Genomic DNA, 19,089 nt, shown 5'->3' on the forward strand with positions numbered 1-19,089 from the left:
CAGTGTGTCAGTCGAAAGTAGCATCGCGAGGTTAACAATTTTCACATGATAAATGGTTCGTTAATTTATTGCTTAGTGGGTAAGGCTGTTCTTTCGGCAATAGATGATTAGCCGCTTGTAAATTTCCGAGTTGAATGTGGCTATGCATCTTGGCTGCTAATGGTGTGATATCTTCTATCGCCACTATCCATTCATTGACATATTTTTCGACGGCCTGATTTGATAGGCCTATTTGAATTGATCTGTGATCGAGAGGGTTAAAGTGAAAGTCTCGCTCAGGATCCCACTGGATACGCACCGGTGTGCTTTTTTTCACGCGTTGCCACTCTTCTTTATCAGCATACTTTTTGTAATCATGACTCAGCACACTGTTTTCGAGCGCCCACTCGAACCCTTTCCTCGTGATATCAATAGCGAGAATACGGTTCTGTCCAGAATCTTTCAGGCCCCATCCGGCGCGATACATCATCCACAGAAATGACGGTTTTATCCAAGTCATCCGTTCTAGTTTAAAAGGGGGAGACTGAAACGTTTTGTGAGACAGCGCACTATCGGCTATAGCGTCATTAAAGGCCTGATAAACACGAATTGTTTCATCGCTGAATAGAGCGCGAATCTGGCGATTGGGCATCAAAGAAATGTCCTCTGTGGGTAACTAGTGACAGATTTTTTTGTTTAGTTGAGCAGATTGCAAACGAACATTCAGAATAATGGAAGATAGCAAACAAAAAAGGCGAACCCAACGGATCGCCTTTGTGTTATTCATTGCTCATATCAATCTTCAATATAGTTTTCGATTGAAGGACATGAACAGATGAGGTTACGGTCGCCGAATACATTGTCGACACGGTTGACGGTCGGCCAGTATTTTGATGCTTTCACCTGAGCAGATGGGAAACAGGCAACTTCACGGCTGTAGGCATGCGGCCATTCCGTGAGCGACAAATCGACTTGTGTATGCGGTGCATTAACAAGCGGGTTGTCTTCAAGTGACCAATCTCCGTTTTGGACTTTCTCGATTTCTTCACGGATGGCGATAAGCGCATCACAGAAGCGATCGAGTTCAGCCAAATCTTCTGATTCCGTTGGCTCTATCATCAAGGTGCCCGCAACAGGGAATGACATGGTTGGCGCGTGGAAACCGTAGTCCATTAAGCGCTTCGCAATATCTTCTTCACTGATGCCAGATGCTTCTTTGATTGGGCGAATATCAACGATACATTCATGGGCAATGCGGCCCTGCGTACCACGGTAGAGTACAGGGTAGTGTGGGCGTAAACGCTCCATCACATAGTTTGCATTTAGAATAGCAAGCTTGGTTGCTTCAGTAAGACCTTGTTCACCCATCATCGCGATGTATGCATAAGAGATCGGCAAGATAGAGGCGCTACCAAGTTGTGCCGCAGAAACCGCGTACTGGGTCTCTTCTTTCTGATCTGCAAACTCAACGTGACCCGGGATAAACGGCGCGAGGTGTGACTTCACACCAATTGGGCCCATACCCGGACCACCACCACCGTGTGGGATACAGAAGGTCTTGTGGAGGTTAAGGTGTGAAACATCTGAGCCGATGAAGCCCGGACTTGTCAGACCAACCTGTGCGTTCATGTTTGCACCATCAAGATAGACTTGACCGCCCGCTTCATGAACAAGCTCACACACTTCCTGTACCGCTTCTTCATACACGCCATGCGTTGACGGATAGGTAATCATGATGCACGACAGGTTATCGCGGTGTTTTTCAATCTTTGCATTCAGATCATCGACATCGATGTTGCCGTCATCGTCACATCCTACAACGACAACTTTCATTGATACCATGGCGGCAGATGCCGGGTTCGTACCGTGAGCTGAGCTTGGGATGAGACACACATTACGGTGGCCTTCACCGTTGTGTTGATGGTAACGCTGAATGGCAATGAGACCTGCATACTCACCTTGCGCCCCTGAGTTAGGCTGTAGCGAGAACGCGTCATAACCGGTTACTTCGCAAAGCATTTTGGTTAAGCGTGTTGCCAGCTCATCATAACCCTCAGTTTGCGCTGCTGGCGCAAACGGGTGAAGCGCACCGAACTCGGGCCAAGTCACTGGAATCATCTCGGCGGCAGCGTTGAGTTTCATGGTACAGCTACCCAGTGGGATCATGCCGTGAGTCAGTGAGAAGTCTTTGTTTTCAAGTGCTTTTAGGTAACGCATCATCTGCGTTTCACTGTGGTGCGTATTGAAAACAGGGTGGGTGAGGTACTTAGATTCGCGTCGACAAGCGGCTGGAATCGCGCAAAACTCTTCAGCGGCAATCGCGGCTGAGATAGCCTGCGTATCCAGTTTTGCATCAGTAAACACCGCGATGATGTCGTTGACGTCATCCAGTGTTGTGGTTTCATCGAGGCTAACACCCAGTTGCGATGGGAGCTTACGCAAGTTGAGACCGCTGGCGAGTGCTTGTGCATAGATAGCATCGGTATTTTCGCCGCTATCAACTGTCACGGTATCAAAGAAGGCCTTGTGCGCGAGTGATACGCCTGCATCTGTTAGTGCCTTGGCAAGTACAGCGGTTAGGTGATGTACACGACGGCCGATGGTTTTCAGACCTTCAGGACCGTGATAAACCGCGTAGAAGGCGGCCATATTGGCAAGCAATGCCTGTGCCGTACAGATGTTTGAGGTCGCTTTTTCGCGACGGATGTGTTGTTCACGGGTTTGCATCGCCATGCGCAGTGCTTGGTTATCGTGACGGTCTTTAGAGACACCAATCACACGACCCGGCATGGTACGCTTGTATTTGTCACGGGTTGCCATGAATGCGGCATGAGGACCGCCAAAGCCCATTGGGACACCAAAACGTTGAGCACTACCGATAACCACATCCGCACCCATCTCACCAGGTGGGGTGAGTACTGTCAGAGCTAGTAGATCAGACGCAACCGCCACTAAGGTCTTGTTACCGTGGGCTGCATTGATGATGTCGGTCAGGTCACGGACTTGTCCGGTTGTTCCTGGGTACTGCAACAATGCGCCGAATGCATCATGCTGTGGCAGCGATTCAGTGTCAGCGATGACGATGTCGAAGCCCATGAATTCCGCGCGCGTTTTAACGACGTCGATCGTTTGCGGGTGAACATCGCTCGCAATGAAGAACAGGTTGCTTTTACTCTTACCTGCTCGCTGACACAATGTCATTGCCTCAGCCGCGGCAGTCGCTTCATCGAGTAGCGATGCGTTCGCGAGATCCATGCCCGTCAGGTCCATCACCATTTGTTGATAGTTGAGCAGGCTTTCTAGGCGCCCTTGCGAAATTTCTGGCTGATACGGTGTGTATGCTGTATACCAACCTGGGTTTTCCAGCACATTGCGAAGAATCACGTTTGGGGTAAATGTGTTGTAGTAACCTTGACCAATGTAGCTGCGGTTAACGACGTTTTTCTCTGCGATAGCACGCAAACTAGCCAGCATATCGGCTTCGCTTTGCGGTGCATCCAATTCCATCGGCTTAGGCAGTCGAATAGAGGCAGGTACGGTTTCCTCAATCAGTTGATCAACACTGGTTGCGTTGACAACGTCCAGCATTTTGGATTGTTGAGCAGCATCTGGTCCGTTGTGACGACGAATAAAATCGCTATCGCCACTCAGTGATTGCAGGAAAGTCATCTCTGTCATAATGGTGTCCCTGTTATGAAAAGGAGCAGCATAGTGCTGCTCTTTGGGTATCTTTACTTTCTGTGTACGTCTTCGCGCACGCTTTTAGTCGTCTAGACCTTCTAGATACGTCTCAGCATCTTTAAGGTTCTCTAGCTCACTCGCATCGCTAAGTTTAATCTTAGCAATCCAGCCGCCTTCGTAAGGTTCTTCGTTAACCAGCTCAGGGCTATCTTCTAGCTCTTCGTTGATTTCAACAATTTCGCCTGTTACTGGCGCGTAGATGTCTGATGCCGCTTTTACTGACTCAACCAGTGAGAAAGACTCACCCGCTTCTGTTTCGTCACCCACTTCTGGCAAATCAACAAATACCACATCACCCAATAGTCCTTGAGCGTGGTTAGAAATACCGACCGTGATGGTACCGTCGCCGTTATCCAGAACCCACTCGTGAGACTCAGTGAACTTCAGGGTATTTTCCATTGTTTTCTCCTTGCTTGTCGCTAGACACACAGTGCAGTGTAATGACTATGTTTCTTATAGTGGAAATTGGTTTTAAGTAATATTGCTAATATGTTAAGCAAACGTTTGCTTCTTGTCACTCTGTTTCTTACAATATTGACCACTGAATGGGTGTTTTTAAAGCGATTTCCTCTGTTAAAGTGAGCCACCTCATTGTTTTATCGGCTCGGTTATGGTTTTGGTTATCTTATTCACACTCTTGACAAGAATTACTTGTACCAGAAGTTTCCTATGTGAAACTTTGCGAGATCTTCAATGGTAAAGCGAGTTTGATGTGAAAAATCAGGATGAATACCCATCGATGGCGATTGAACGTCGTGAGGGACAAACGGACAGTGTCGCACCATTAAAGCTTGGCGAACGGATCAAGGATATACGTGCGCAGCAAGGCTTAACGCTCGAAGAAGCGAGCAAGTTAACGGGATTGGCGCGGTCGACGTTATCTAAAATCGAAAATGAGCAAATTTCGCCTACCTTTCAGGCAATGCAAAAGCTCGCCAGCGGCTTGAACATCGACATGCCACAGCTGTTTTCGCCGCCAAAGCAAGTGGTTGCGACAGGCCGAATGGATGTCACGTTAAAAGAGCAGGGCAAACCACACCCAACCACAACCTATGAACACGAGTTGCTGGCGACCCAGCTTCGCAACAAGAAAATGATGCCGTTTAAAACTATCGTGCGGGCACGTCAATTTGAAGACTATCCTGATTGGATACGCCACGATGGCGAGGAGTTCTTGTTAGTACTCCGTGGCAGCATTCTCTTCTATAGCGAATTTTATGAACCACGGATTCTCCATGAAGGAGACTCCACCTACTACGATGCCACCATGGGACATATGTTGGTATCACACAGTGAGGAAGATGCCCAAATCTTATGGGTGACAACATCATGAGTTGTCATCGGGCGCTGCCGACACGCAATTTCTCAAGGAGAACACATGTCTGAAACATTGCTAAATACCCCTTTGTACGATCTGCACATCGCATCTGGTGCGAAAATGGTTCCGTTCGCCGGGTATAACATGCCAGTGCAGTACGCACTTGGTGTTAAAAAAGAGCATATTCATTGTCGTGAGAACGCTGGTCTGTTTGACGTTTCCCACATGGGGCAGGTGATCTTACGGGGTGATAATGCTGCCAAGGTGCTTGAGAAGCTGGTTCCTGTCGATATCGTGGACCTACCTGTTGGCAAACAGCGTTATGCGTTGTTCACCAATGAACAGGGTGGTCTGATGGATGACTTAATGGTCACAAACTACGGTGATCACCTTTACGTTGTGGTCAATGCGGCGTGTAAAGCACAAGACATTGCCCATATGGAAGCGAATTTAAGTGACGGCGTCACCTTGGAGCGTCTTGACGACCATGCATTGCTGGCGATACAAGGGCCTAAAGCGGCAGAAGTGTTAGCGACATTGAACCCAGCCGTTAGCACAATGGTGTTTATGGATTCAGCCCGCCTTGAACTGAATGGTGTGGAGTGTATTGTCAGTCGCTCTGGCTATACCGGTGAAGATGGTTTTGAGATTTCTGTACCAGCAGATGGGGCGGAAGCGCTAGCTAAAGTATTAACCGATCATGAACTCGTTGAGTGGATTGGCCTTGGCGCACGTGACTCACTTCGCCTAGAATGCGGCCTGTGTCTCTATGGTCATGACATTGATACAACAACAACGCCAGTCGAAGCCAGCTTACTGTGGGCTATCAGCAAGAATCGCCGCCGCGGTGGTGAACGTGAAGGCGGTTTTCCGGGCGCTGATATCATTCTTGAGCAGATTGAAACAAAGGCCGTGGATCGCAAACGTATTGGCTTGATCGGACACAGTAAAGCACCGGTGCGAGAAGGCACAAAACTGTTTGATGCAGAAGACAATGAAATTGGTATCGTTACATCAGGTACGTTCGGCCCTACAAAGGGCGCGCCTGTCGCAATGGGGTACTTACCGACGGCACTGGCTGTGGTTGGTACTGAAGTCTTTGCAGAAGTACGTGGTAAAAAACTGCCGATGACGGTAGAAAAGATGCCATTCGTACCGCAACGCTACTATCGTGGTTGATTGTTCAACAACATGAATTTTAAACAGAAAGGAGCACAGTTTTTGCTCCTTTTTTTCATCCGTAACCGTGCGTTTTTGACCATGGGTCGTCTTCGTTCTAACTGGCTATCGATTGCTTAAACATAAACCGTGATGTGTTGCTTGGGCATTCTTTTAAATGCAAAAGAAAACAACACAAGGCTTGTCAACGCACCTAAGGTATCGCACAGCATATCTTTTTGTGCATCCCAGATATCGCCTTGAGAGCCCAGAAAAGCGATACCCTCATCGCCACCAGCAAGCTCGGCATACCACCATTCAATGATCTCATAGCCCGCTGCGATAGCCATAATGGCAAACAATCCGAAAAGAGAACAGATCAGCGGTTTAGCGTGACCTTTGCGGTAGAGGTATTCAGCGATGGGATAAGCATAGAAACCAATAGAGTAGTGGGCCACGCGGTCAAAATGGTTTCGTTCTGACCCAATCAAATGGTTAAACCAATCGAAGGGCACTTCTGCGAACGTATATTTTGCCCCAATGGTGTGCAAAATGAGCCAAACAAACATAAGTAGATAAGCAGTGTTGCTGAATGTGAAACGGCGGGAAATTAACAAGACAATAGAAAACACGCCGACTACAGGTAGGATTTCAGCAATCCAGACTGGCCTTGAGTGGGGCTGGTACATAGAGAAAAGCAGCGTCGCAATAAATACTCCGCTCAATACGTTGAGTATGAGCGGAAAACGCTGGATTGAGTTCTTCATAATGTCATCCTGAACGTTATAAAACAGTGTGCAAAATATAAGTTAAAAATAATGAACGACGTTCATTTGTTGCTATCATGTCATATTGTTGAGTAATTGCAACAAAAAAAAAGCGCACTTCGATTGAAGTGCGCTAAAACCATAAGGCATGAATATGAAAAAGTAGTCTCGCCGTTTTTCATCGCAGTGAAGGTTGGCTATGTGACAATGTCACACTGTATTCCGGTTACATTAACCACTGAATGATTTGGTCATAGAGTCCGATTCCTATAGTTACGTTGAAGGGGAACGTAATACCCAAGGAAGCTAGCATGGCTAAGCCAATGTTTGCTTCTGGGATAGCACCTTTGACGGCTGCTGGCGCAGCGATGTAAGAGGCACTGGCAGTTAAGCTCGCTAGGACGATGGCAGAACCATGACTGAGACCAAGTGCAATACCTGCTCCAATACCTACCAAGCTTAAACACAGCGGCGCAATGAGAGCGAATAGCATCATACGCCATTGATGAAGTGGGAATGGGCGCAGTGTTTGCGACGCGACTAAGCCCATTTCCAATAAAAAGAGTGCGAGAACCGCTTTAAAACCACCCATGAGTAAGTCGGTCACGGCAGCGCCTTGTTGAGGCCCGTACATGAAACCAATGAGTACGCCACCGACGAGTAGGATTACCCCTTTGTTGGTCAGTGCCTCATGCCACATCGCTTTGATTGAAACGTTGTGTTCGCCTTTAGAAAATTGACGGAAAAGCAACAGGCCAACGATGATGGCAGGGAGTTCCATCAACACGAGATACAAGGTAATTTCAGCATCGACAGTCAAGCCATGACTGTCGGCATAAGCGAGCGCGACCGCAAAGGTGCCAGCACTGACGGAGCCGTAGTGGGCGGCGATACTGGCACTGTCGGCGAAGTTAAGGCGAACAACTTTGACCAGCAGTGGAAAAAGGAGCAATGGAATCGCCGCACCTATTAACATTACGCCACCAAGCGAAGGGATAAGGCTCCAACTTAAGTTACCATGTAACGCCATGCCTCCTTTGAGACCGATGGTAAGCATGAGTAGTAGGCTAAGAATTTCATAGACGGCTTTGGGAATCGAAAGATCGGAACGCACAATCCCTGCGAACAATCCGAGTAAGAAGAACATTACAACTATATCTGGCATGTAAAGCATCCGCGCTAACAATGTTAAAACTGGCGTCATCTTATATGTACTGATACATTGAACATAATGAAAGTTAGATGATAACCCCATAGATGATTGTCTATAGAGAGGTCAGATGATTGAAAGGCAGCTCACATTCCGGCTCTTAGAGGTTTATAAAATGGTCATTGACACTGGTTCTGTCAGTGAATCTGCACGAATCTTGCATTTGACGCAACCAACTATCTCTAAGCAGTTGAAAAGACTGCAAGAAGCAGTAGGTGAACCTTTGTACGTGGTTCACCAGCAACGTATCATGCCGACGGATGCCGGATATGCTTTGTATAATTTATGTAACAATGTGTTTGGTGAGGTGGCGGATTTTAAAAGTGCGTTGGTAGAAATGCGTCAAGGCGCAGCAGGGCACTGTAAAATCGCGATGGTGAACACGGCACAGTATGTTTTACCCCGCTTGTTAGGCCCCTATTCAAAAGCCTATCCCAATGTTGAGCTCACCGTCGAGATAGGTAATCGACAGCAGGTGCTAGAACGCTTTGAACAAGGGCTTGATGATATTTATGTGTTTAGCCATCCGCCCTCGTTAGAACACGCAACGGCAGGTCGCTTCCTGTTAAACCCATTAGTCGTGGTCGCCGCAAAAAATGATCCTTTGTCGAAGAAAGCGCGTGTGACTTGGGAGGATGTTAAGTCAGCGCGCTTTTTGTTGCGTGAACCAGGCAGTGCAACGCGTATGATGTTTGATAGTGTGTTGCAATCACGTGGATTAACCATTTCCGACAGTATTCAAATGGCCTCAAACGAGGCGATACGTACTGGTGTGGCATCAGGTATGGGACTGGCATTGTTGTCTCAACATGTGATTCAGGGATATGAACAGCAGATTGATGTACTCAATATCGATGGCTTTCCATTAGAAAGTCATTGGCATTTTATTGTCCGGAATGATCGCTACTTGTCGAAAGCATCGCGTGGCTTCCTCAAATATACCGACATCAATATCGAAGCCTGCTTGGGCAAAGTGTGGGCAGAGCACGGTATGGAAGCGCTGTTAACCGACATCAATCGATTGGGTGTATAAAGCACGATAGAGATCTTGGTCGCGCATTTGAAGACACCAATGTATCAAGCTCACTGCAGTTTGCGAAATGCGTCTAGTGAATATTGAGACAATGTTGTGTTCAACAGGGTAGATGGAAGTATGGCGTTTTTTGTTAGGAATTCCGTATGAACATCAAAGCGAGATTAGCGCAAGCGCCTAGAAACCAAAAAGACAACGTCGCGCAAGAGATCATCCACTCATTATCGCGTTCAGCACTTAAAGCATTAAGTGCTGAGGATGTGCTCAGGCTCTTTGAAGCACTGACCCAGTTGAGACCCAGAATCGTTTCCCAACGTGATAAAGCCGCAGTAAAGGTCCTCGCTTCGCAAACGCAGTTTGAAAAAGCCTTGTTTACCCCGCAGCTTGCCGTCGACAGTGTGAAAGCGCATTTTTTACAGTCTCCAGTTGTGCAAAGTCATTTATCAGCGAAGCTTGTTAAGGGTATCTATCGGGTTGAAGACCAACGGCTCAGTTTTCTCGAACGGATGGGGATTGATGGAAAAACAGTAGGAAGAGGGCAGCTAGGTCAATCCGCGTTTACTGATGTCACGTCGCCTAACTACTTAAAATCTCCCTTCGAACAATATGCTAAATGTTATTTCATCGCTAAGCAGCTCAACAACCCGCTGCAGCGTGTCGCACAAATTAATATGCCGCCTTATAGCGTAACGGTACCCAGTAACTACAGTGTTGTGTATCCAGAAACCTCGCTCGAAGACTTTGTCGTTGCGGGCTATCTCGCGATACGTATTCATAAAGCGACCAAGCAAGGACGCACACCTGAAGATACGTTAAAGTTTGCCGTTGCGCTCTATCACGGTATGTATAAAACGGTTGTTAGCATTCAACAGCAGGTCAACGATATCGTTAACTGGGCGCCCATTGAAGCTGAGTTGATTAATCAAAACCGGCAGGATGCTGTTGATTACATCAATGAGGCAACCTTATGAAAAAAGCGGTAGGCGTGCTCACAGCCGTCGTGATGATGTCCATTGCGGGTTACCTTTACCATGACTATCAAGCTCGCACCTATGCACTTATTGCGAGATGTGACGGGTCGATTGACGGAAACATCCATATGCGTATCGCCAGTGCAAAAGAGGAAGGGGTGAAAGAGATGATATTCGGCACGCAAGCGCTTTGTGATGCAGGTAGCTTGGAACTCACCCTGTCAGATGTTGATTTTGTCCTTGTAGAACTGATTCTCGATGAGCAAAACGTGTATAGCGCGCGTTGGGAACTTGGCGATGGTATTGAAACAGATAGAGAAACGGGCTATTTCTCACTGTTTCGATTATCGCCACATGCACCCTATTTAGTGCATGAATCGATATAGTCAGCGTGCTTATGTCCAGGCTCGTCACGGGTGCTACTGCCGCGGAGTAAGTACGCTAGACCACCAATGCAGTACCTTGTTGCCAAGTCTGGACTAATTCAACGAACAAACCGATTGAGGGAAAATTAGCTGTTCAACGTCGTGAAGACTTTGCTCTTTTTGCGACCTAAATACATCATTAATAGTCCGATGAGGATGGTAGCCCCAATTAATGGTGCTAATGCCATGTCGGTGTGTTGATGCTCTGAGATCTCTATCATCACGGCTGCTGTCTCGCCACTGTGGGTAGTATCCGCTAATGTCACGGGTTTTGTGTCCACCGCTTCTTATGTTGGCGGTTTGCTAACATACTGGACTGGCTTAATGATCTCGCCATCGTTGATCTGTGGTGTAGGCCAAACTTGGTTGTGCTGTTGTCCGAAGCTATCTAGTTGATCTATTTCAAAAGGAACGGGGTTGTCCACCTTGTTCATACGCTTACCTCTGTATTGTCATTAAGCATTTAATGTCTATTTATTTGGAGGTGATTAAAATGACAACTTTGACAATATGGCGTCTATATCACAAAGGTAACTCGCGGTGCTGTACGTTACATTTGTCCCATAAATTCAGATGGTAATACAGATATAGTTGGGGCGTGCGTATAAAAACTCGCTACGCTTGAGTTAGCGAGTTTGTATACTAAAGCGACAGCAGGGGATTATTGCGCATTACAACCATTAACATCACCGACATAGTTCCAAGCGCTGCCTGAACCCGGTTCTTCACCTCGAGTCCACCAGTTTGCAATGTACTTTTTGCCGTTGTGAACGGTCGTCTCACCACTTTGGTAAGCGCGAGTAGCATCCCATGGCAAACTCACGTCACTGACGAGCGTCCATGGTCCGGAGAAGCTTGGCGCTTGATTGATGTTCCACCATTTCGATTTCCAGACTAGCCCCTGAAAAGAGACGGTTTGATGGGTATAGACCGTATCAGGTTGCCACTGTGGATATTGATCGGCTGTTGGGTCAGTTTGATCTGTTCTGCAGTTCTTTGCTGGAACGTCAATGCGATAAGTATCAACGTCTGAAGCGAAACCGTCGTGGACTGAGACATTAACTTGATAAAATCCTTCCGCTTCAGCCGTTATCTCAAATACGCCATCATGTGCCTGATGCACCGTTAAACCGGGTAGATCACTTGTGACACTGTAGCTTAATGGCTGGCCCTCAGGGTCGTAACTGTTAGTCAGGTCGAGGGAAAGGGTCTCGCCTTGGGTAATCATAGACGGAAGGCCGCTTGTTCTGAGCACAGGAGAGAAGTTGGAGAGAGGCTCTGCAAATGCTGCAAAGTTTCGCCAACCGTAGCTCAAGTAGGTGACAAGATGACCATTGAGGTTGCTTTCTAACGCAAAAAGACCACCATCGCGTGTTGTCACCAACATCTCATTGTGTCGGTTAATATCAATGTCCGCTAGGCTTACTGTGTCGAGGTTTACTTTGTCTAACTCAACACCTTGACTGTCGAACTTATAGACATGGCCATCCCAACTGGCGAGATAGATGTTGCCCTGATCATCTGCGGTAACCGCACGCGAAGAGATGACATGACCAAGGTCTAAGAATTTCACCTTGTTGAGAGTAATGGGTTCCAACACATCAAGATGGCCATATGTATCTTGCAAGGCATAAAGCAAGCCATCATTACCAACAGTGATATCGATATAAGACTCATCGCTGAGAAAGCGTTGCGGCGGCAATTGGCCCTCAATGTCAAAGCGAACAATGCCTTGAGGTTGACCTTCGTAGGCCGTGTTTGTGTCCGTCAGATAAACATAGCGTCCGAGAGCAGCAATGCCTCCGTAAGTTAAATTGTTTGCAGTGCTCAGCCCCTCAAGGGTTTGAATGAAGTCACCATTGGCTGTCTGTACGACCAACTCTGCATTAAAGGTGCCATTGTAGTAGGCGAGTCCTTGCGGTGACATGACCAAGTCACGCACTTCAATCTCGCGATCTGGGTCTTGAATTTCGGTACTTTTTAGCAATTGACCGGTTTTGTCAAAGTACTCGACCACATTATTTGCGACGCCTAGATAATAGGCATCTGCAGGAGTGGTATTGGTGGGTGTTTCAGCCTGGGCGTTGACGGCAATAGTAACGGCCATTGCGACGCTTAAAGCATGTCTATTCATCTCGTTTGTCCTTGGATTTTTAGTTGGTTGTTTAGACAAGTGAAACCCTAACATTTAGCTAATCAATAGAAGGTGCGATGGGATGGGATATGATCAATATTACGTGTGACTTCATTGGTTTATGTAATTAATAATCCTGATTCTTTCAGTCGGTTCACTGTGTTAAAAAGGTACTTTGTCCTAAATAAAACAAAGGCTTATTGCCGAAAATGGCTATGCATGGTGGCTGTTTCGTATTAGTCTTGCCCCATGTTACCTAACTGAAGTATTCATAGATGAAACTCAATCATGCTTTGCTGTTGTTACTTCTCGCATTTATATGGGGCGCTTCTTTCCTTTTCATGCGTGTGAGTGTGCCATCTTTAGGGCCCGCAGTATTGATACTGGGTCGTGTTGGTTCTGCCGCTTTAACACTTTGGATCGTGGCGATGTTGCTCAAGCGCAAGATGCCGCCCGTTGCTCGCTGGCGCCATTTTCTCGTTATTGGCCTGTTCAATGCAGCACTCCCATTCATGCTCTACGCTTTTGCCGCGCAAACAGTGACCGCGTCACTTCTTTCAATCCTCAATGCAACAGCGCCACTGTGGGGAACGGTGATTACTGCCGTTTGGTTTAAACAAAAAGTCAGTGCGAAAGTGCTAGTTGGGCTTTTCGTCGGTCTGCTAGGTGTGGCGATTTTAGTGGGTTTTGACCCGGTTATGGTGGATAAACACGCTTATATTGCCGCCGCTGCTGCCGTTTGTGCAGCGATGAGCTATGGCATTGGCGCAACCTATGCGCAAACAGCGCCTAAGTTATCACCTGAGCAAAATGCACACGGTTGTTTGTGGGCCGCTAGCCTTTGGGTATTGCCATTGACGTGGTTTATGCCGATAAACACGCCGCCTTCCGGTCTAGTGGTATTAAATGTACTCTTGCTCGGGATTGTCTGCACGGCAGTGGCGTACTTAATACTGTTCCATTTGATTACTGAGATAGGCGCGTCTTCTACACTGACGGTAACATTTCTTATTCCAGTATTTGGTGTGCTTTGGGGGAACGTTTTCCTTGATGAACCTATCGGCTTTCACACTGTGATCGGCGCGATTGTGACCCTCATTGGAACGGCGTTGGTCACTGGGTTTAGGTTACCCTTGAGCAAAAAGCAGGCATAGTAATGTCGGTATCTGTACTTAATCCAAGTCAAAATACTTGTTCAGCGAGAATTTCTAGGCTTGTCATGAAGATCTTGTGGGTAAATCAAAAAGCGATATAGTCTCGTTGAATAGTGGCCGCGATGTTAGTTGGGCATTAAGAGTGATGGTAAAAAGGGGCGATATGCCCCTTTGTCGTTTTAGGCTAACTAAGATCAATCTAAGTAGAAATACTCCCAATTCACAGAGCAGGCTTTTTGCATGTCTTTGTCTGTTTTTTGAGTAACTAACGTCATACTAGGTTTGGCGGTTTTTATTGCTTGTATGTGTGCAAGCGTTGTTGCGCTCCAAGGCGTATCATAGGTAATTAAGCAACGTAGTGAGTTCATAGGATAATAAAACTGTGTTGCATCTATCTCAGAAACATTTAAGTAACGCAGATCATTGAGTTGGTCAAAATTCAGTAGGTTAGTCGCTGTCGCACTTAAGTCTAACGCTTTGATTGATTCGCGATTGTATACCTCAGAGGGGAGGGCAAGCGATGGGTTGCCATCCACCATTAGTGACCGCAGTAATGTTGTCCTTTCTGGTAGTTTGATAGAGGTGAGTGAGTTGTTGCTCGCATAGAGCGCAATTAAGTCGGATTGAGCCGATAGGTCGAGTGAGCTTAAGTTATTCTCGTTAACAATGATCCGCTCAAGCGCGGTGTTTTTGCTCAAATCAAGTTTTGATATGTTGGCATTCTCTAATGCAAGGACGCGCAGTTTGGTGTTAGCAGAGAGATCAATTGTCGATAACGGGACATTCTGCATTTGCAGAACATCAAGCTGCGTTAGTGATGTCAATTCTGTTGAGGTGAGCTTCACTAGACCGATTAGGTTAAGCACATCAAGTTTTAGGTTTGCTGACAGATCGAGCGTATTAACCCCTAAGTTTTGTAAACTCAGTAGCGCTAAATCGGGTTTGTTAGAGACAGAAATGTCGTTAAATTGAGGTGATAAGTGTAGCCAAATGAACTTTAACTTGCTTTGTGTAGATAGGTCTAATGCTTGCAACTGCGGTGTATCTAGATAGATCCCGAACAAGCTAACATCAGCGGATAACGTCAGTTGCTCGAGATGAGGGCCTTTTATCACGAGAGATTTTAGCTTCTCGAGAGATGAAACATTTAAACGCTCCATCGTGGTAGGCTCAAGCGCTAGACTACTTAACAAATTTAAGTCACCAAAGCTGAACTCACTGAGTGCTGAACCATGAATGGCAATGTGTTCAAGTGCTGGATGGTTACCAAAGATGACCTTACTGAGATTACCTTGTCCGAGGAGATCGACATTGCGGAGGTGTTCAAGTTCAGATAAATCAAGCTCAGTAACTACCCCATCGGTTAGGGTCAGTTCTTCAAGAGCGCGAACATTATTTGCGTTAAATCGCATTAAGTTTTTGCTGGTTATGCTTAGGTTTTTCAGATTAGTGAACTTCGATAAGTCATCGATATGAATGACTTTATCATTGGAACAATTAAAGTCTTCGATTTCTTCCAGTCGTAAATAGCCAAATTCTTTGGCAGCTTCATCCAAGCATATCCACACACCAAGATCTTTAAGTACCACGTTGCTGATTCTATCTTTAGCTTGAACAACGTTAATATCAATTGTCTTTGTGGCAATAGCACCTAAGTTATCTCGCGCTACGACGTCAAACTGAAAGCGGTACTCCCCGGGGGTGCCAGGCGCGCCCGGCTGATTGTCCGGAAGCCTGACCTTGATGGTTTTTTGGCTTAAGTCGCTGACAACAGCGGAGTCAGCTTCATCACTGTTTGGCATATAAAAATACCACTCATAGCCAACAACGTCTCCGTCAATATCTTTACCATTAGCGGTTAGTGTGAAGGTTTCGCCTTCTTCAATGGTTAACGCTTCTGGCAGTTCTATAGTGGGAGGGGTGTTTTGCGTTGACTTAGGGACAAAGGTAATGGTTATGTAGTCACTCGAAACCTTGCCAGTATCATCAGTGACAGTAAAGGAAAATCTCGCCTCAGCCATGCGCTCGACATCGGGTGTTGTAAACTTATTATACCCACCCTGGTTGGTATACAAGTCTACTTTTGGTCCCTGTGTTTGCTTCCAGGTTAACGTTTTTCCTAATCGTGATTGCCCAACCACATCGGCAAAAAGACGCACTTCAGTGCCGCTCTGTGCATGAAAATCGTTCTGGGTAATGTTTGCCATCAAGCTGGTATCTAAGCTGACATTTATCGTGTCCGTCGCTGTTTTACCACCATCATCCGTAACAGTAATTTCAAAGCTCAGTGTATCACCATGTTTTAAGTCTTTACGGTACGTGGGAAAAACAAACTGCGTTTCTTCGGTTGTCGGTGAAAGCAAGGTGACTTTAGGACCTTGGGTTTGCTGCCATAAATAAGTCAATGGCTTTTTCTCAGGGTCCTTTGCTTTACTCGTAAGCGTAACGATATTGCCCATATGGGCTGCGATATCTTCGCCAGCTTGCACGGACGGTGGCATGTTTGGCGCTGGCGGCGTATTTCCATCTCCACTGCTGCTGCCGCAGCCAGCAAGTAATAGTGCGAAACCGACGAGGGAGAGTCTAAATTTAGCTTTCATTATTTTTCCTATTATCGTGAGGGTCATTTTATTGATAAATCTATTGGTCCAGAATGTGGACCACAAAAAAGGCCTCGTCTCCGAGGCCTTGGGTTATTGAATTTTTATCCAACGTATTTTTTCTTTGTACGTTGTTAAGTCGATGTGTCTAACCTTAATCATGATTGTAGTACCGATAGTAATGACAACTTTCATCAAAGCTAGTAGCCGGCTTTGTGAAATGGACAGTAGACTGGGGGTCACCATTTAGTGTGTTTAAGTGGGTTCGAGTCGTCTCGTTGATTGGCGCGCCATGAACCCAGAAACAAGCATTATCTCCTCGCAAGTTGTCGTGGAACGTAAGGTTAGCCACTTGGGTATTTGAAATATCAAGTAGGCGCAAACGTGTGAGCGCGGTTAGATCCAAATCCCCTTGCTGGGTATTCGACAGGGTTAGCGTTGTTGCTCGGCTAATCTTATCGATGGGTAGTGGTAGCAAGGCGTTGTTGTTGTCGATGCGAACCGTTCGTAGCACTTCCTGAGTGGACGTTGGGTGCCAGTTCAGTGTTTGTGTGTTGTTGTTGCGAATATCGATTGTGATCAGGTCTTTAACATGAGAAAGATCCAATTCCGCAATTTTGTTGTTTGCTAAGTAAAGCGATTGAATCTGACCGTTCTTCGAAACGTCTAATGTTGCTATGTCATTTTCGCTCAAATCCAGCCATCCAAGGTTAGGGAAGCGACTTGGATCAAACGTAGTGATACCAAGACCAGATAAATCTATCGTCTGAAGCTTGGTATTCGCTGATAAATCGATATCGCCGAGTTTTGTTCCATCTGCAACGAGTTTAACGAGTTCACTGTGCTTACTGAGATCGAGCTGCGCAAGTGCGGGATTACCTTTGACCTTCAGCTCTTTCAATTGGGTGTTTTTATCAAGCGCTATGGCTGTCGCTGCAGTGTTTGTGAGATCAAGGGAGGTAAGTTTAGTATTTGCTGAGAGGTCAATATTTCCCAGTGTTGGTGTATTCGCGAGTGAAAGAGACCATAGATTTCTCTGTTCGGAAAGGTCTATGGTTGCCATTTGACTATCTTCTACAAGGATAGTGCGGAGTTTAATGTGTGCACGCAAGTCAAGTTGTTTGAAGTCGGGGTTTTTCTTTAAACTCAGTAGCTTAAGATGCGCTAGTTTCTCAGTGCTCAGGGTGGATACTTTGGTGCTTTGCAAATAAATTTCTTCTAGCAAGGCATTGTCATCAAGGTTGATAGCCCCAATTGGCATGCCGTAAATGTGCAGTATCTCAAGTCTTTGTAGCGCCGACAGATCAAGGGTTGCCATCGAATCCATATCTTCTAAGTAAAGAAATTCCAGTCGCGGCATCTTGCTAAAATCGATTGAGGCGAGTTTGTCGGTGGCCAGTCTTAGCTCGCGTAAATGTTTGGACGCACCGGCATCGAAATCGGTTATACCGGCTCCTCTTGCTTCAAACTTGGTGAGATTATCGAAATGGAACAGATCACGCGTTGACACCAAATCAGCTTCACGCCAACAGTTGAGGTGAGTCACTTGAGATGGGTGTGTCCATTTTTTATCCTTGGCTGCGTCTTTGACACACTTTTCCATGCCTGGATCGGCAAAGTTAATCTCAGCGATGGTGCTGGCACTGTCTTTAAAATTGATGCGGACGGTATCGCTGTAGGTTTTGTTTGTGTGTTCTTCTACCAAAGTGAGGCGATACTCGACATAGGGGAAGGCGGCAGCGTCTAAAGGCGCGGTGAACGTCAAATTGCTATTAATTGGTGTATCAATGTTGAGTGTCTCACCATTTAACTGTGTCCAGTCTGTCTCCTTAACTTTCGCGCCGTAGTGAAGAACGATTTTCGGTGACAGGGTGACTTTTTCGCCTTCGTTAGCGGTCAGATCAGCACCTAAATCTATGGCAATAGATGGCTTTGGATTGACGGTGATAGTGACATCATCACTGCCATAGGAATCGGTGTTATTGGTTCGCGTCACTTTAAAACGAAAAGTCAGTTGCGTAGGGGTATCAACTTCAGGGGCAACAAACTCTGGAAAATGGGTAACTTCGCGAAGCAAGTTTACTTTTGGAGTCCCGCCTACCTGTGTCCAGCGAAGTGAGGTGTTGAGGTCAAACTCACCGCGCAAATGCACCGTCTCACCTGCGACAACGGTTTGGTCAGGTCCCGCTTTTGCCATTGGGGGATTCGGGATAGGTTTGATCGTAATGGTTACGTCATCGCTTGCCTGCGCGCCTTTGTCATCGGTGACGGTGAGCCGGAAAACAAGGTCTGTATCCTTATCAACGCTTGGGGCATTGAACTTGGCATTCGCGCTATCGGCATTAATGACAATGACACGTGGGCCGCTGACCTGAGCCCAACTATAAGTGAGGGCTTTTTTCTCTGGATCTTCCGCAACACCATTCAAGGTATATTCATTTTCTGAGCCAATATTATCTTTCGGGCCAGCTTCGACAATCGGTGGTTTATTTCCAGCAGGAGGAGTAGGGGTAACAGCGTCGCCGCCGCTGCTACTACCACAACCAGCCAACCCAAGAGATGCGATCAGTACCGCAATCGATGAACGGTGAAACATGAA

16 protein-coding genes are annotated in these 19,089 nt (G+C 46.6%); 6 read left to right on the plus strand and 10 right to left on the minus strand.

Annotated elements, in window-relative coordinates; all coding sequences use genetic code 11:
• Window positions 1–31: 31 nt before the first annotated feature.
• The 3 genes from TSUB_RS20470 to gcvH all read right to left on the minus strand — a co-directional run bounded on the left by TSUB_RS20470 (window position 32) and on the right by gcvH (window position 4,119).
• On the minus strand, window positions 32–631 hold the full coding sequence (locus tag TSUB_RS20470) for a DUF4291 domain-containing protein (RefSeq protein ID WP_087017151.1): 600 nt from the start codon (window positions 629–631) through the stop codon (window positions 32–34).
• 143 nt (window positions 632–774) lie between these two features.
• A complete protein-coding gene (gene gcvP, locus TSUB_RS20475; RefSeq protein ID WP_087017149.1) occupies window positions 775–3,657 on the minus strand; it encodes an aminomethyl-transferring glycine dehydrogenase in 2,883 nt (960 codons plus the stop codon).
• 84 nt (window positions 3,658–3,741) lie between these two features.
• Entirely contained in the window at window positions 3,742–4,119 is a 378-nt protein-coding gene (gene gcvH / locus TSUB_RS20480; protein ID WP_087017147.1) for a glycine cleavage system protein GcvH, read from the minus strand.
• 340 nt (window positions 4,120–4,459) lie between these two features.
• Between gcvH and TSUB_RS20485 the strand changes: the two genes are divergently transcribed.
• Together TSUB_RS20485 and gcvT are read left to right on the plus strand one after the other, a co-directional pair.
• Window positions 4,460–5,053, plus strand: coding sequence for a helix-turn-helix domain-containing protein (locus TSUB_RS20485; RefSeq protein ID WP_087017145.1), 594 nt, complete (start codon window positions 4,460–4,462; stop codon window positions 5,051–5,053).
• 45 nt (window positions 5,054–5,098) lie between these two features.
• Entirely contained in the window at window positions 5,099–6,217 is a 1,119-nt protein-coding gene (gcvT, locus tag TSUB_RS20490; RefSeq protein WP_087017143.1) for a glycine cleavage system aminomethyltransferase GcvT, read from the plus strand.
• 116 nt (window positions 6,218–6,333) lie between these two features.
• Here the strand turns inward: gcvT and TSUB_RS20495 are convergent, their stop codons facing one another.
• Window positions 6,334–6,963, minus strand: coding sequence for a DUF2238 domain-containing protein (locus tag TSUB_RS20495; RefSeq protein ID WP_087017141.1), 630 nt, complete (start codon window positions 6,961–6,963; stop codon window positions 6,334–6,336).
• A 226-nt stretch (window positions 6,964–7,189) separates the two neighbouring features.
• Window positions 7,190–8,128 (minus strand): sodium-dependent bicarbonate transport family permease, encoded by a 939-nt coding sequence (locus tag TSUB_RS20500; protein WP_087017139.1) that lies wholly within the window; start codon window positions 8,126–8,128, stop codon window positions 7,190–7,192.
• A 115-nt stretch (window positions 8,129–8,243) separates the two neighbouring features.
• On the opposite strand from TSUB_RS20500, the gene TSUB_RS20505 reads away from it, so the two are divergent.
• From TSUB_RS20505 to TSUB_RS20515, 3 genes are all read left to right on the plus strand, one after another.
• Entirely contained in the window at window positions 8,244–9,206 is a 963-nt protein-coding gene (locus TSUB_RS20505; protein ID WP_087017137.1) for a LysR family transcriptional regulator, read from the plus strand.
• Window positions 9,207–9,352: 146 nt separating this feature from the next.
• Complete coding sequence (locus TSUB_RS20510) at window positions 9,353–10,177, plus strand: hypothetical protein (RefSeq protein ID WP_087017135.1); 825 nt, start codon at window positions 9,353–9,355, stop codon at window positions 10,175–10,177.
• Window positions 10,174–10,563 carry a hypothetical protein gene (locus tag TSUB_RS20515; RefSeq protein WP_087017133.1) on the plus strand — a complete coding sequence of 130 codons (390 nt, stop codon included), beginning with the start codon at window positions 10,174–10,176 and terminating at the stop codon, window positions 10,561–10,563. Before TSUB_RS20510 ends, TSUB_RS20515 begins: the two co-directional genes overlap by 4 nt.
• A gap of 125 nt (window positions 10,564–10,688) precedes the next feature.
• Here TSUB_RS20515 and TSUB_RS20520 read toward each other — a convergent pair whose 3' ends face one another.
• From TSUB_RS20520 to TSUB_RS20530, 3 genes are all read right to left on the minus strand, one after another.
• Window positions 10,689–10,883, minus strand: a complete 195-nt coding sequence (locus TSUB_RS20520) for a hypothetical protein (protein WP_159064793.1) — start codon at window positions 10,881–10,883, stop codon at window positions 10,689–10,691.
• A gap of 6 nt (window positions 10,884–10,889) precedes the next feature.
• On the minus strand, window positions 10,890–11,036 hold the full coding sequence (locus tag TSUB_RS20525; RefSeq protein WP_159064792.1) for a hypothetical protein: 147 nt from the start codon (window positions 11,034–11,036) through the stop codon (window positions 10,890–10,892).
• A 227-nt stretch (window positions 11,037–11,263) separates the two neighbouring features.
• Window positions 11,264–12,736 (minus strand): carbohydrate-binding protein, encoded by a 1,473-nt coding sequence (locus TSUB_RS20530; protein ID WP_159064791.1) that lies wholly within the window; start codon window positions 12,734–12,736, stop codon window positions 11,264–11,266.
• A 275-nt stretch (window positions 12,737–13,011) separates the two neighbouring features.
• Between TSUB_RS20530 and TSUB_RS20535 the strand changes: the two genes are divergently transcribed.
• On the plus strand, window positions 13,012–13,890 hold the full coding sequence (locus TSUB_RS20535) for a DMT family transporter (RefSeq protein ID WP_087017130.1): 879 nt from the start codon (window positions 13,012–13,014) through the stop codon (window positions 13,888–13,890).
• A gap of 194 nt (window positions 13,891–14,084) precedes the next feature.
• Here TSUB_RS20535 and TSUB_RS20540 read toward each other — a convergent pair whose 3' ends face one another.
• A complete protein-coding gene (locus TSUB_RS20540) occupies window positions 14,085–16,490 on the minus strand; it encodes a PKD domain-containing protein (protein WP_159064790.1) in 2,406 nt (801 codons plus the stop codon).
• A gap of 154 nt (window positions 16,491–16,644) precedes the next feature.
• Window positions 16,645–19,086: a leucine-rich repeat domain-containing protein gene (locus TSUB_RS20545; RefSeq protein WP_087017124.1), complete on the minus strand. Its 2,442-nt coding sequence runs from the start codon at window positions 19,084–19,086 to the stop codon at window positions 16,645–16,647.
• Window positions 19,087–19,089 lie beyond the last annotated feature (3 nt).

The organism is Thaumasiovibrio subtropicus (genome assembly GCF_019703835.1).
Classification (GTDB): domain Bacteria; phylum Pseudomonadota; class Gammaproteobacteria; order Enterobacterales; family Vibrionaceae; genus Thaumasiovibrio; species Thaumasiovibrio subtropicus.

Coding starts and splice junctions, on each gene's coding strand:
- TSUB_RS20470 (WP_087017151.1), bottom strand. CDS start 631: ATGCCCAATCGCCAGATTCGCGCTCTATTCAGCGATGAAACAATTCGT.
- gcvP (WP_087017149.1), bottom strand. CDS start 3,657: ATGACAGAGATGACTTTCCTGCAATCACTGAGTGGCGATAGCGATTTT.
- gcvH (WP_087017147.1), bottom strand. CDS start 4,119: ATGGAAAATACCCTGAAGTTCACTGAGTCTCACGAGTGGGTTCTGGAT.
- TSUB_RS20485 (WP_087017145.1), top strand. CDS start 4,460: ATGGCGATTGAACGTCGTGAGGGACAAACGGACAGTGTCGCACCATTA.
- gcvT (WP_087017143.1), top strand. CDS start 5,099: ATGTCTGAAACATTGCTAAATACCCCTTTGTACGATCTGCACATCGCA.
- TSUB_RS20495 (WP_087017141.1), bottom strand. CDS start 6,963: ATGAAGAACTCAATCCAGCGTTTTCCGCTCATACTCAACGTATTGAGC.
- TSUB_RS20500 (WP_087017139.1), bottom strand. CDS start 8,128: ATGCCAGATATAGTTGTAATGTTCTTCTTACTCGGATTGTTCGCAGGG.
- TSUB_RS20505 (WP_087017137.1), top strand. CDS start 8,244: ATGATTGAAAGGCAGCTCACATTCCGGCTCTTAGAGGTTTATAAAATG.
- TSUB_RS20510 (WP_087017135.1), top strand. CDS start 9,353: ATGAACATCAAAGCGAGATTAGCGCAAGCGCCTAGAAACCAAAAAGAC.
- TSUB_RS20515 (WP_087017133.1), top strand. CDS start 10,174: ATGAAAAAAGCGGTAGGCGTGCTCACAGCCGTCGTGATGATGTCCATT.
- TSUB_RS20525 (WP_159064792.1), bottom strand. CDS start 11,036: ATGAACAAGGTGGACAACCCCGTTCCTTTTGAAATAGATCAACTAGAT.
- TSUB_RS20530 (WP_159064791.1), bottom strand. CDS start 12,736: ATGAATAGACATGCTTTAAGCGTCGCAATGGCCGTTACTATTGCCGTC.
- TSUB_RS20535 (WP_087017130.1), top strand. CDS start 13,012: ATGAAACTCAATCATGCTTTGCTGTTGTTACTTCTCGCATTTATATGG.
- TSUB_RS20540 (WP_159064790.1), bottom strand. CDS start 16,490: ATGAAAGCTAAATTTAGACTCTCCCTCGTCGGTTTCGCACTATTACTT.
- TSUB_RS20545 (WP_087017124.1), bottom strand. CDS start 19,086: ATGTTTCACCGTTCATCGATTGCGGTACTGATCGCATCTCTTGGGTTG.